This window comes from Chitinophaga sp., from assembly GCF_017745275.1.
GTDB lineage: Bacteria > Bacteroidota > Bacteroidia > Chitinophagales > Chitinophagaceae > Chitinophaga.
This window is the reverse complement of sequence record NZ_JAGHZS010000001.1, coordinates 885,968-898,824: the sequence shown is the minus strand read 5'-3', so window position 1 is coordinate 898,824 and position 12,857 is coordinate 885,968. Positions and strand designations below refer to the sequence as shown.

The following is a 12,857-nucleotide window of genomic DNA, read 5'->3' as shown; positions in this document are numbered from 1 at the left end:
ATACAAATCAATATAAGCACAGCATGTTAGCAGGTAATTTTTATACAGTAACAACGCACCACGAAGAACCCGGACAGGTAACCGTTACCATTGAACTGAATGCGGCCCATCCTGTTTTTCAGGGACATTTTCCTGAACAACCGGTAGTACCAGGTGTGTGTATGATGCAAACCATTACGGAAGTACTGGAAGGTGCCGTGAAGCAAAAAGTAATGCTGAAGAAAGCCACACAAATGAAATTTTTGCAGATGATAGATCCTGGGAAAGAGCCGCTGGTAGATGTTACTGTTAACTATAAAGCAGAAGAAACCGGTTGGAAAGTGAACGCTACCTTAAAGCGGGAAGATAAAACATTTATGAAGTTCCAGGGTATATTTAACTAAGTGACCACACAACCTACACATAACGCACACTTTGAACGTCACCGCGCTGCGGTGTTAATCCCTACGTACAATAACGCCGGCACACTTGGTGCCGTACTAAAGGACGCTCTCTCCTATACAGACCATGTCATTGTAGTAAATGATGGCGCCACCGATGAAACCCTCGCTGTGCTGGAACAGTTTCCTTCCCTGCAGTTAGTATCGTATAGCCCTAACCGTGGTAAAGGCATCGCCCTTCGCCGTGGATTTGCCTATGCAATGCAACAGGGGTATGATTACGTAATCACCATGGACGCAGACGGGCAGCATTTTGCTACCGACCTGCCGAACATGCTGCAACAGATTGATGAACGCCCCGGTGCGCTCATCATCGGTGCCCGTAACCTGCACCAGGAAAATATGCCGGGGAAAAATACATCTGCCAATAAAATATCGAATTTCTGGTTCACCGTTACCACCGGCCTTAAGGGGCCTGATACCCAATCCGGTTATCGCCTGTATCCCCTGCGCAAGATGGGCAACCTGCATTACTTCTGTACCAAATATGAATTTGAAATAGAAGTACTGGTACGTAGCGCATGGAAAGGGGTGAAGGTAGACTGGACACCTGTAAAGGTATATTACCCACCACCGGAAGAAAGGGTATCACATTTCCGCCCGGTACCGGATTTTATCCGCATCAGCATATTAAACACGGTATTAGTACTCGTGACCTTCCTCTATATCAAGCCCCGCGATTTTGTCCGCTTTTTGCTGAAGAAAGAGAACTGGAAAAAGATGTGGAAAGAAGAAGTACTGAGATCAGATGAGTCGAACATGCGCAAAGCTATTGCTATTGGTTTTGGCGTATTTATGGGCATTGTGCCTATCTGGGGATTTCAATTGCTGGTAGCGATACTGGTATCTATCAAACTAAAATTAAATAAGGCGCTGGTATTGCTTTCTGCACATATCAGTACGCCGCCACTTACACCGTTTGTACTCTTTGCCAGCTTCCTGGCTGGTAAGGTATGGATAGGACAAACTGCCGGTGACCTCATCTTTAAAGACGGTTTTAATTTCGATACCATCAAAGAAAATATGTTGCAGTATGTGTTAGGGGCTGTCACCCTGGCAATAGTAGCCGGTATAGTAGTATGGGGGGTGAGTTGGGGGATGTTGACAATATTTAGAAAAGAGAAAAAAAATGGGTAGCTTTTTTGTAGCGATATATAACTTTTTTGAAAAGCACAAAGGCTGGCTGTGGACTTGTACCATTGCCAGCTTTCTGCTGGTAGGGTACTTTGCCGCGCAAATAAAGCTGGAGGAGGATATCACAAAAATTTTACCACAAGATAAGAAACTGGACAAGCTGCAACAGGTGTTCCAGGACTCGCGTTTTGCGGACAAACTCATTGTTACCATCTCCCAAAAAGATACTACAAAAGAAGCACAGCCAGATAGTTTAACTGCCTATGCGGCGGACCTGGCTTCTACTGCCGGCGCCCAACTGGCACCTTATATCCGGGGTATTCAATCTCAGGCAGAAGATTCCATGGTGATGGGATTGATGCAGGTGATACAACAACATTTACCCATCTTCCTGGAAGAAAAAGATTACAAGAAGGTAGATAGCCTGCTGGAAACAGCCCAATTGCAAAAGTCGTTACAATACGATTATAATACCCTGATATCGCCCGCAGGACTGGTACTGAAGAAAATGATACAAGCCGATCCTGTTGGGATCTCCTGGATAGGTGTCAGGAAATTACAGCACCTGCAGTACGATGATCAGTTTGAATTGTATGATAACTATGTGATCACCAAAGATCACAAGCATGTGTTGATTTTTATCACCCCGGCAAATCCGCCGGGAGCTACGAAAATCAATGCGCAATTCCTGCAGGGACTGGATAAGCTGAAAGATAGCATAGACCGGCATTATCCAGGTGTAACCGCCTCTTATTTTGGAGGTACTGCCGTTTCTGTAGGTAACGCTACACAACTCCGGCAGGATACTTTCCTGACACAAGGCATTACCATCGTATTGCTGATTGTATTGATAGCGCTGTTTTTCAGGAAAAAACGCTCCCCCGTACTGGTAATGTTGCCGGTAGTATTCGGTGGCCTTTTTTCACTGGCATGGATATACGTACTAAAGGGACATATCTCTGTAATGGCCATGGGTGCAGGTGCGGTGGTATTAGGTATTGCCGTGAATTACTCGCTGCACGTGTTTAATCACTTCCGCCATTCAGAAGATATCCGCGAAGTGATTAACGATCTGGCCATGCCTATGACACTCGGTAGCTTTACTACAGTAGGAGGTTTCCTCTGCCTGCAGTTTGTGCATTCTCCCATGCTTAAGGATGTGGGCTTGTTTGCTGCCCTGAGCCTGGTAGGTGCTGCCCTGTTTTCCCTGGTATTTCTGCCTCATTGGATCGTTATCGGGCACAAACCACGTAAAGTATATACGCATAAAGAAAACTGGCTCGACAAGTTATCCGATTACCGGCCAGAGAAAAATAAATACCTGGTAGGCGGCATTTTTATCCTCACTATCGTATTCTTTTATACCGCCCGCAACGTATCCTTTGAAAGCGATATGATGCGGATGAACTATATGACCCCGCAGTTGAAAGCAGCGGAAGCCCGGCTGAATGCAGTTAATTCCTATATCGCCCAATCTGTGTATGTGGTATCTGATGGGCAAAACCTGGAAGGGGCGCTGGAAAGAGGGGAGCAACTGATGCCGGTAATAGCAGATTTACAGGCAAAAGGTATTGTGAAAAAATATGCCGGCGTACAGGCGTTACTGTTATCCAATAAAGAGCAGCAGGCACGGATTGACCGCTGGAATAAATACTGGACCGCAGAAAAAAAGCAACAACTGCTGCAATACCTGCGTAACGAAGGAACCGGGCTTGGCTTCAGCAATGCCGCCTTTAATCCTTTCGAAAATATGCTGAATACCGCTTATCAGCCTTTATCGCCTGATGCGCTGAAAATATTGCGCAGCGGAAATCTCGGCGACTTTATCATTCAAAAAAATAATACTACTTCCCTGGTAACCCTGTTAAAGGTAGATCCGGCGCATAAACAGGCCGTATACAATGCACTGGAAAATTTGCCCGGTACTACGGTGCTGGATAAACAATACGCTGCTAACCGGCTGGTGGAAGTGATTAAAGACGAATTCAACAGCATCGCCTGGATGACTTCCCTGCTCGTATTTACAGCCCTGTTATTGTCGTACGGCCGTATTGAACTGGCGCTGATCACCTTTATCCCGATGGCCATCAGCTGGATCTGGATACTGGGTATCATGGGACTGTTTGGCATTAAGTTTAACATCGTAAACATTATCCTTTCCACTTTTATTTTTGGTTTGGGAGATGACTACAGCATTTTTATGATGGACGGGCTGTTGCAGGAATATAAAACCGGCAAGAAAACCCTTTCTTCCTTCAAGTCGTCTATTTTCCTGTCGGCCATTACCACTATGCTGGGATTGGGCGTACTGATATTTGCACAGCATCCTTCGCTGAAATCCATTGCCTTGATCTCTATTATAGGCATAGGCACGGTGGTATTGATTTCGCAGGTAGTGATTCCATTCCTCTTTAACTGGCTGATCACCAATCGCGTGCGTAAAGGCTATGCCCCATGGACGTTTAAAGGCTGGACGCTCTCGGTATTTTCGTTTACTTACTTTACTATTGGCTGTTTACTGTTAACGGTCATCGGTACGCTGCTGATTCGTTTGAATCCTTTTAACAAAGAAAAAGGCAAGGTGTTATATCATCGCATTCTTTCTGCCTATACCCATAGTGTATTGTATATTATGGGGAATGTGAAGAAGCGCATCATCAACCCCACCAACGAAAAACTGGCAAAGCCGGCAGTGATTATCAGTAATCATCAGTCTTTCCTGGATATCCTTGTTTCTACCATGCTGCATCCGAAGGTGATTTTACTCACTAACCAATGGGTATGGCGGTCGCCGGTTTTCGGCGCAGTGGTGCGCCTGGCGGATTACTACCCGGTGGCAGAAGGGGCAGAAGGAGCAATTGAGAAATTAAGAGAACGTGTGAAGCAAGGCTATTCGATTGTAGTATACCCGGAAGGCACCCGTTCTCCGGACCCTGCTATCAAGCGTTTTCATAAAGGTGCCTTCTATATTGCAGAGCAACTTGGACTGGATATATTACCACTGGTTATTCACGGTACCGCCTATACGATGAGTAAAGGCGACTTCCTGTTGAAAGATGGGACTGTAACGGTGAAATACCTGCCACGTATTACACCAGGTGATGCTTCCTGGGGGGATAACTACAGTGCACGTACGAAATCTATCAGCCGCTACTTTAAGCAGCAGTATGAGCTATTACGCGCGGAAACAGAAGTACCCAGGTATTTCCAGGAGCAGTTGAAGTATAACTTCATTTATAAAGGCCCGGTGCTGGAGTGGTACATGCGTATCAAAACACGGATGGAAGGCAGTTATGAGTTATTTCATCAACTGTTGCCAAAAGAAGGGCGTATACTGGACATCGGCTGTGGATACGGCTTTATGGACTATATGCTCACCTGGGCGGCGCCTGGCAGACAGATCACCGGAATCGATTATGACGAAGATAAAATAACCACTGCTGGTTACTGCTATAACAAACCGGAGCAGTTGCAATTCATACATGGTGATATTGCAGACACCCCTTTTGAACTATATGATGCCTTCATTTTGAGTGATATGCTGCACTATTTGTCGACGGAAGAACAGGAAACATTGCTGCAGCAATGTATTCATAAACTGATGCCAGGCGGAGTGATTATTGTACGCGATGGAGATAGTGATCTGTCTAAGAGACACGATGGGACTAAGTTTACAGAGTTTATGTCTACAAAGGTAATTGGGTTTAATAAAACGAAGAATAAGCAATTGTCGTTTTTCTCAGCTGCACATGTGCGTAGCCTGGTTAACAAATATGGTGCGGTAGCGGAGGAAATAGACAATACCCGGTACACATCCAATGTAATATTTGTTATAAAAAAACTTCCCCAGGAAAACTATGCACAACTATGATGTCATCATTATAGGCAGTGGCCTCGGCGGCCTTGTATGTGGCGCTATTCTCAGCCGCAACGGGTATCGTGTAGGCATTTACGAAAAAAACCGGCAAACCGGCGGTTGTTTACAGACTTATTCACGGGAAAAAGTCATCTTCGATTCAGGTGTGCACTATATCGGCGGCCTGGCACCGGGAGAAAATTTATATAAAGTATTTCAATACCTCGGCATCTACGATAAGCTCAGGCTGAAACGCATGGATATGAACGGTTTCGATCATATCAGCTTCGCCGGCGATGATAAAGTATATCGCCTGGCACAGGGAGAGGAGAACTTTATCCAGACCCTGTTGGAAGATTTTCCGGGAGAAGAGGCTGCATTACGTGCTTATTGTGATAAGATCACCGAAGTATGCAGCAAGTTTCCGCTTTATAACTTACGTACCGGCGACTATGAGGAGAAACGCAGCGTATTGCACCTCAATACGGCTGATTATCTGCGCAGCATCACGACTAACGAAAAACTGCAACAGGTGCTGGCTGGCAATAACCTGTTATACGCCGGTGTGGCCGAAAAAACACCTTTCTACGTACATGCGTTGGTGTTAAACAGCTATATGAAAAGCTCCTGGAAGTGTGTGGACGGCGGCTCACAGATCGGTAAACTGCTGTGCCGGCAAATCCGCGAACATGGTGGCGATATTATCCGCAATATGGCGGTTACCGCTATCCAGGGCATAGGTGATAAAGTGGACCATATTGTATTACAGGATGGGTCCATTGCACAGGCTACTCATTACATTTCCAACCTGCATCCCGCGCAAACCATGGCCATTACTCATAGTGATGCGCTGCGTAGCGCCTACCGCAACCGGGTACAAACCCTGGAAAACTCTGTGGGCGCCTTTGTGCTGAATGTAGTGTTGAAGCCGGGCACCTTCAAATACCTGAATTATAATCATTACTATCATGCTACCGATAATGCCTGGGCTGGTATTGACTATCAAGCCGATGCCTGGCCGCAAACGTACGCCATGTACGTATCTGCCAGTTCGCGGCATGAAACGTATGCGGATTGCCTGTCGGTGATGACCTATATGCGTTATGAAGAAATGGCTCCCTGGCAACATACCTTCAATACGGTATTAACACCAGGTAGCCGGGGCGCGGACTATGAGGCCTTTAAGGACCTCAAAGCCAACCAGTTGATAGATTGTGTGGAAAAGCAATTTCCTGGATTCCGCCAATGCGTGCAGTCGTATTACGTAGCTACCCCGTTGTCTTACCGCGATTACATCGGTACCAGCGACGGCAGCATGTACGGCATCGCAAAAGATTGTGCAGATCCGCTACGGACCATGGTTTCGGCCCGTACCAAGCTATCCAATTTGTATCTTACCGGTCAAAACCTGAACTTGCACGGAATTTTAGGGGTAACTATCAGCAGCGTTATCACCTCGGCGGAATTGCTGGGGATGGACTTCCTGGTAGATGAAATTAATCAGTCAATACATTCATAACAGTGAAAACAAAGAAACGAAGCGGCTGGAGAAAACTTGGACGCGTACTCTTATATATTGTTGGCATCTTCTTACTGCTCTTTATCGGGCTGGCTATTTACCTGGTACAGGTGAGCAAAATGAAGCCACCGGTGATTGCCGATCAGCGCGCCTTGCAATTGCAACGTACGCAGCTCGACAGCACCGCTTATACATTAGGTAACAACTGGTTCCGCAAAAGTAACAGCGGGTTGTACGAAATGTATGTGGAAGGTGCACCTTTCGAAAGAGGAGTGATTAACGGAAAGCTCTCCGGTGAGCTGATACGCCGGCAGGAGGATGTGTTTGTGGCACAGTTCAGTAAAATGGTGCCTTCTACTTTTTACCTGCATTTCCTCAAATATTTTATTGGCTGGTTTAACCGTGATTTGGCGGATCATGTACCAGCCGAGTTTAAGGAAGAAATCTATGGAGAATCATTTTCTGCTTCTCCGAATTACGATTATATAGGCACTAACTACGCGCGCTTAATGAATTACCACGCGGCACACGATATTGGTCATGCGCTGCAAGGTATGATGCTGGTGGGTTGTACGTCGTTTGGCACCTGGAATGATCAGTCGGCCGACAGTAACCTGATCATAGGCCGTAATTTTGATTTTTATATGGGAGATGCGTTTGCCGCCGACAAAATAGTGGTATTCTATCGCCCGGAGAAAGGCCACAAATTTATGTTTGTGACCTGGGGAGCATTTACCGGCGTTGTATCTGGTATGAATGATAAAGGCCTGACGGTAACCATCAATGCAGCTAAAACCTCTGTGCCTACTGGTGCAGCTACGCCTGTATCGCTGGTAGCCCGCGAAATTTTACAGTATGCAAAAAATATCCAGGAAGCCTGGGACATCGCGAAGAAGCGGAAGATGTTTGTGTCAGAGTCTTTCCTGATAGGCTCTGCGGAAGATAATAAAGCAGTGCTCATTGAAAAAACGCCGGAAGGTATGGACATGTATACCTCCGGCAAAAATTTTATCACCTGCACCAATCATTTCCAGGGCGATTCATTGGGTAGCCTGGCTTCCAACAAACTGCAGATCAAAGAAAGTGCTTCTGAATATCGTTACCAACGACTCACCGAGCTGATGAAACAAGAGGGACCGAATACAGTTGAAAAAACAGTACGGATCCTGCGGGACAGAGGTGGTTTGCACAATGCGGATATTGGTATGGGCAATGAGAAGGCCATCAATCAGCTGATTGCACATCACTCCATTGTATTTGAGCCGAAGAAGGGCCTGGTATGGGTGTCTACAGCACCGTGGCAACTCGGTCAGTATGTGGCCTACGATCTCAACAAAATTTTCAGCATGCACGGTCTTACCACTGATCATGAAGTATATGATAGTGCATTGAATATTCCTGCCGATAGCTTCCTGCTGTCAAAAGATTATCTTGCATTTAATACGTATCGTAAGCTGAGGGATCAGATCCACGAAGGACAAACGGTAGATATCAACGCGTTGGTAGCCGCTAATCCGCAGTATTACCATACCTACGTGCTGGCGGGCGATTATGAATACAAACGCAAAGCATATGTTGCGGCGAAGAAATATTATGAAACAGCGCTCACCAAGGTAATTGCTACCAAAGGAGAAGAAGATCATATTCGTAAGCAACTGGTACTTTGTAATAATAAATTGAAAAGCTAATGATCATCGGCATCGGAACAGACATCGTGGAAGTGCCTCGCATAGCGGCTAAGCTGGCGAAAGGAGATGGATTCCGTAACCTGGTGTTCACTCCTTTTGAAATCAGTTATTGTGAGCAGCAGGCCAATCCTGCGGAAAGTTATGCTGCCCGCTTTGCCGCCAAAGAAGCAGTGCTAAAGGCTTTTGGCACCGGCTGGGGAAATGGCGGCATCAATTTCGATGAAATTGAAGTACGCAATGATGCAGCAGGAAAGCCAGAAATTTTTTTAATAGGCAATGGCGCAGACAGGTATGCCTCCATGGGCATCAAAAAAATATGGGTGTCTTTATCCCATGAAAAAAGTGCAGCCGTTGCCATGGTGATACTACAAGGGTAGAATTACGAATTACAAATTACGAATTATGGATTTGTGGGTATTATCACATTTGTATTTCTAATTTGTAAGTCATAATTCTCAATCCGTAATTCGTAATTCGTAATTCTCAAAATATGTTCATCCCGGATATTGAACTACAGCCTAAAACAGCCATCAGGGCATACCAGGAAAAGGAAGTGATGCGCCTGTTGGGGTATCTGCGCGAATTTTCACCATTCTATAAATCATGGTTTAAAAAGCATGGTATTGCCGCAGATAAGGTTCAGTCGCTGGAAGCATTTTCATTGATCCCGCCTGTTACCAAAGAAGATCTGCAGGAACATAACTGGGAATTTCTTTGTGTAGATAAAAGTAAAATAGCGGAGTATACCACCACCTCCGGCACTTTGGGCCGGCCGGTGATTATTCCGTTAACAGAAAAAGACCTGCAACGTTTAAGTTACAACGAATACATTTCCTTTTGTTGCGCCGATGGCACCGACAGTGATATTTACCAACTGATGCTCACGCTGGACCGGCAGTTTATGGCGGGCATGGCTTATTACAACGGTATCCGTAAACTGGGTGCAGGCGTATTGCGTGTTGGTCCCGGTGTTCCAAGCATGCAATGGGAAAACATACAGCGTATTAAACCCACTACCATTGTAGGTGTACCTTCCTTCATTGTAAAGCTGATTGCTTACGCCAAAGAACACCAGATAGATATTAACCAGACATCTGTAAAGAAAGCGGTATGTATTGGTGAAAACATCCGTAATACAGACTTTTCACTGAATGTACTGGGTAAAAAAATTACAGAACAGTGGAACATCAAACTATATTCTACCTACGCCTCTACGGAGATGCAGACGGCCTTTACAGAGTGTTCGGCCGGTAAGGGCGGACATCATCACCCGGAGTTGCTGTATGTAGAGTTGCTGAACGACAACAATGAACCGGTAGCTCCCGGAGAAGAAGGAGAGGTGACCATCACCACATTAGGTGTAGAAGGGATGCCGCTGCTGCGTTATAAAACCGGCGATATCTGCCAGTATCATTACGATACCTGCAGTTGCGGCAGGCATACGCTTCGTTTATCTCCCGTAATTGGTCGTAAAAAACAAATGATCAAGTATAAAGGCACTACGCTCTATCCGCCGGCGCTCTTCGATTTGTTGAATGATATGGAAGATGTGAAAGAATTTGTGGTAGAAGTATTCTCCAATGAACTTGGCACGGACGAAATTTTGCTGCATCTCTGGCCGAAGGAAGAATCGGAGGAAATGGACCGCAAGATAAAATCATACCTGCAGGCAAAATTGCGTGTCATACCGCAGGTGAGATACACCAGCCAGCAGGATATTATGCGGATGCAGTTCCCGGAAAACAGCCGGAAACCTGTGAAATTCGTGGATAACAGGAATTAACCAGCTATCACACTAATGGTAAATCGCAATTAATTTCCACTTCATCAATTTGTGCACCACGGTGCTGATAAAAAGCAATGGCATCTTTATTCCAGTTGGATACCTGCCATCTTACTTTTTTGCATCCGGCTTCCCGTGCAATGTCAATCACGGCATCCATTAAACGGGTGCCGATATTTTTTCCGCGGTATTCCGGTTGCACATATAGGTCGTCCAGGTATACTGATTTACCCGACCATGAATAATAAGCAAAGAACCAGGTAGCGAAGCCAATCACTTTTTCACCGTCTATGGCTACAAAGCACTGGAAATAGTCTTTGTCACTCAGCATCTGTGGCAAAGTAATGGCCACTTTTTCCGGTGTTTTAATAAAGATGGCGAATTCTTTAATGAGGGCATAGACTTGTGGAAAATCTTGTTCGGTGGCTTTTTTGATGAGGATTTCCATAATAGAGTGATACTTTATACATGTTGTAAAATAAACTCGGCATCAATTTTTAATTTGTAATAAATCTTTTTCAGGAAATCTACATCCGGATCTCTTTTGCCATTCAATATCTGAGAGAATTTTGCTTCTCCTATATCCAACATAGTGGCCATCTCCTTTTGTTTGAGTTTCATTTCAAACATTTTCAATTCTATCATTCCTGCAAGTGTAGTAGGCTTGGGTATTGGATAACGGGCATCTTCAAACTTTTCAGCAGCTATGGAAAGCTGATGAAGTTCTTTTAACTCTGTTGCATTTAGGTTTGACTCCCCTTTTTTCATTAAAGTATGTATACGCTGCATTGCAGTGGTATACTCTTTTTCAGAAGAAATGGAAGGGCGCAGTAGCTTTTTCATAATAATTTTTTTTCTGTATGCACACATATCCATGTGCAGGGTTACACTTATCTTTTAAAGGGAGTCAGGCTTTATTTTATCATACTCTTTATGTGTGCCTATAAATCGTATATAAACCGTTCGGACACGAAAAAAAATTCTAGCAATTAGTCGATATTTATTTCCACCGATATCGAAGACATATAAGTCGTTACCAATATAATCAACAGTATTAAAGCTTTCCTTTACGTCAGAGAACTTTGACCATTCGGCCAGTTTACTGTAATAGTACCAGTGCAATAATGGGTCAACAGCATCTGGATGTAAATAGGAAAACTCATTGATTGCAGCTTTCGAAATGATCACCATGACATGAGTTTACTATCCAAAGATAAACGAAAATTTCAAAAAATGAAATAAAATTTCAAAAAATGAAATTTACAATAATTGGAATTAACACGTGTCATCCTAAAACCCCAGCACCGCCAGATCCTTCGGGTTATCCAGCTTCGCACTCTTTCTTTCTCCACCTACCAGCACATGCACCATATTGGTTTGCGTTGGATGCCGCTCATACAACAAATTATCGCGGACCTGCACTTTCTTTGGTGCCGGTACATTCTCGGCTTCGAGGAAGCTCCACACAGCATCTTCTTCTATTTTATAGCCAATAAAATGCAGGGGAACATTTTTACCATCCAGGGTAACGGTCAGGTGTTGTGAAAGATATTCCGCGATGTATCCTTCTACCTGTTTACGATTAGCCGGCCGGGTAATATCGAAAGAAGTTTTATACTGCGCTTTAAGGGTATTTTCCAGGTCGTCGGCGAAAATGCGGCAACTTACCTGCAGCTCCTTTTTATTGGTATCATGGGCAATTTCCGTTACACTGGCATAAAACGGGTGCAGTGCAGCCATCCATAAAGTTATCCACCATTTACATAATAATAAACCCACTAGACTAGAATTTTTTTTAAAATTAACTTTTAGGCTTTATACTTACCAAAATTATAGAAAAGCAGGCCAATGGACGAGTTGTATTTTCAGTTGGGGTGGCAACATATTATAAATTGGGAAGGTTACGACCATATTCTGTTTATAATTGCATTGAGTGCCATCTATCTGCTGCGTGATTGGAGAAAAGTGTTGGTACTGGTAACCGCGTTTACTATTGGACATTCCATTACGCTGGCGTTGAGTGTTTTACATATTATTCGCGTCCCTTCGGCGCTGGTGGAATTCCTGATACCGGTTACTATTTGTATAACGGCTATCTCTAATATCCTCCGCCGCGATGAGGAGCCGCAGCAGTTGCAACTCAACTATTTTTATGCCCTGTTTTTTGGATTAATCCACGGATTAGGATTTTCCAATTATCTGAAAAGTTTGCTGGGCAGCCAGGCAAACATCGTAAAGCCCCTCCTGGGATTCAATTTGGGACTGGAATTTGGGCAGATCATCATTGTAATGTGCATATTGCTGATATCAACCGGAATCGTGAAAATGCGGCATTTAAAACGCCGTGATTGGAATATGTTCCTTTCATCTGCAACTTTTGGAATCGCTTTTTTAATGGTCATACAAGGCGTGAGAAGCCTGTTTTTTTAATCTGTTT

The 12,857-nt window shown here is 44.5% G+C and carries 12 protein-coding genes; 8 read left to right on the top strand and 4 right to left on the bottom strand.

Annotation, left to right across the window (positions count from 1 at the left end):
• Positions 1–23: 23 nt before the first annotated feature.
• The 7 genes from J7623_RS03495 to J7623_RS03465 all read left to right on the top strand — a co-directional run bounded on the left by J7623_RS03495 (position 24) and on the right by J7623_RS03465 (position 10,420).
• Positions 24–383: a 3-hydroxyacyl-ACP dehydratase gene (locus J7623_RS03495; RefSeq protein ID WP_291917189.1), complete on the top strand. Its 360-nt coding sequence runs from the start codon at positions 24–26 to the stop codon at positions 381–383.
• Positions 384–1,577: a DUF2062 domain-containing protein gene (locus tag J7623_RS03490; RefSeq protein WP_291917187.1), complete on the top strand. Its 1,194-nt coding sequence runs from the start codon at positions 384–386 to the stop codon at positions 1,575–1,577.
• Positions 1,570–5,445, top strand: a complete 3,876-nt coding sequence (locus tag J7623_RS03485) for a trifunctional MMPL family transporter/lysophospholipid acyltransferase/class I SAM-dependent methyltransferase (RefSeq protein ID WP_291917185.1) — start codon at positions 1,570–1,572, stop codon at positions 5,443–5,445. Before J7623_RS03490 ends, J7623_RS03485 begins: the two co-directional genes overlap by 8 nt.
• On the top strand, positions 5,432–6,949 hold the full coding sequence (locus J7623_RS03480; RefSeq protein WP_291917182.1) for an NAD(P)/FAD-dependent oxidoreductase: 1,518 nt from the start codon (positions 5,432–5,434) through the stop codon (positions 6,947–6,949). The genes J7623_RS03485 and J7623_RS03480 overlap by 14 nt, the downstream gene beginning before the upstream one ends.
• Before the next feature lie 2 nt (positions 6,950–6,951).
• Complete coding sequence (locus J7623_RS03475; RefSeq protein WP_291917180.1) at positions 6,952–8,637, top strand: C45 family peptidase; 1,686 nt, start codon at positions 6,952–6,954, stop codon at positions 8,635–8,637.
• Entirely contained in the window at positions 8,637–9,014 is a 378-nt protein-coding gene (gene acpS / locus J7623_RS03470) for a holo-ACP synthase (RefSeq protein ID WP_291917179.1), read from the top strand. Before J7623_RS03475 ends, acpS begins: the two co-directional genes overlap by 1 nt.
• Before the next feature lie 113 nt (positions 9,015–9,127).
• Positions 9,128–10,420 (top strand): AMP-binding protein, encoded by a 1,293-nt coding sequence (locus tag J7623_RS03465; RefSeq protein ID WP_291917176.1) that lies wholly within the window; start codon positions 9,128–9,130, stop codon positions 10,418–10,420.
• 7 nt (positions 10,421–10,427) lie between these two features.
• On the opposite strand, the gene J7623_RS03460 is transcribed toward J7623_RS03465, so the two are convergent.
• From J7623_RS03460 to J7623_RS03445, 4 genes are all read right to left on the bottom strand, one after another.
• Complete coding sequence (locus J7623_RS03460; protein WP_291917174.1) at positions 10,428–10,868, bottom strand: GNAT family N-acetyltransferase; 441 nt, start codon at positions 10,866–10,868, stop codon at positions 10,428–10,430.
• 14 nt (positions 10,869–10,882) lie between these two features.
• On the bottom strand, positions 10,883–11,263 hold the full coding sequence (locus tag J7623_RS03455; RefSeq protein ID WP_291917172.1) for a transcriptional regulator: 381 nt from the start codon (positions 11,261–11,263) through the stop codon (positions 10,883–10,885).
• A 54-nt stretch (positions 11,264–11,317) separates the two neighbouring features.
• Positions 11,318–11,611, bottom strand: a complete 294-nt coding sequence (locus J7623_RS03450) for a type II toxin-antitoxin system HigB family toxin (protein WP_291917170.1) — start codon at positions 11,609–11,611, stop codon at positions 11,318–11,320.
• A gap of 99 nt (positions 11,612–11,710) precedes the next feature.
• Positions 11,711–12,160 (bottom strand): DUF6702 family protein, encoded by a 450-nt coding sequence (locus J7623_RS03445; protein WP_291917169.1) that lies wholly within the window; start codon positions 12,158–12,160, stop codon positions 11,711–11,713.
• 108 nt (positions 12,161–12,268) lie between these two features.
• Here J7623_RS03445 and J7623_RS03440 point away from each other — a divergent pair, with 108 nt between their 5' ends.
• Entirely contained in the window at positions 12,269–12,850 is a 582-nt protein-coding gene (locus J7623_RS03440; protein ID WP_291917168.1) for a HupE/UreJ family protein, read from the top strand.
• The last annotated feature ends 7 nt before the right edge of the window (positions 12,851–12,857 follow it).

Coding starts and splice junctions, on each gene's coding strand:
- J7623_RS03495 (WP_291917189.1), top strand. CDS start 24: ATGTTAGCAGGTAATTTTTATACAGTAACAACGCACCACGAAGAACCC.
- J7623_RS03485 (WP_291917185.1), top strand. CDS start 1,570: ATGGGTAGCTTTTTTGTAGCGATATATAACTTTTTTGAAAAGCACAAA.
- J7623_RS03480 (WP_291917182.1), top strand. CDS start 5,432: ATGCACAACTATGATGTCATCATTATAGGCAGTGGCCTCGGCGGCCTT.
- acpS (WP_291917179.1), top strand. CDS start 8,637: ATGATCATCGGCATCGGAACAGACATCGTGGAAGTGCCTCGCATAGCG.
- J7623_RS03465 (WP_291917176.1), top strand. CDS start 9,128: ATGTTCATCCCGGATATTGAACTACAGCCTAAAACAGCCATCAGGGCA.
- J7623_RS03460 (WP_291917174.1), bottom strand. CDS start 10,868: ATGGAAATCCTCATCAAAAAAGCCACCGAACAAGATTTTCCACAAGTC.
- J7623_RS03455 (WP_291917172.1), bottom strand. CDS start 11,263: ATGAAAAAGCTACTGCGCCCTTCCATTTCTTCTGAAAAAGAGTATACC.
- J7623_RS03450 (WP_291917170.1), bottom strand. CDS start 11,611: ATGGTGATCATTTCGAAAGCTGCAATCAATGAGTTTTCCTATTTACAT.
- J7623_RS03445 (WP_291917169.1), bottom strand. CDS start 12,160: ATGGCTGCACTGCACCCGTTTTATGCCAGTGTAACGGAAATTGCCCAT.
- J7623_RS03440 (WP_291917168.1), top strand. CDS start 12,269: ATGGACGAGTTGTATTTTCAGTTGGGGTGGCAACATATTATAAATTGG.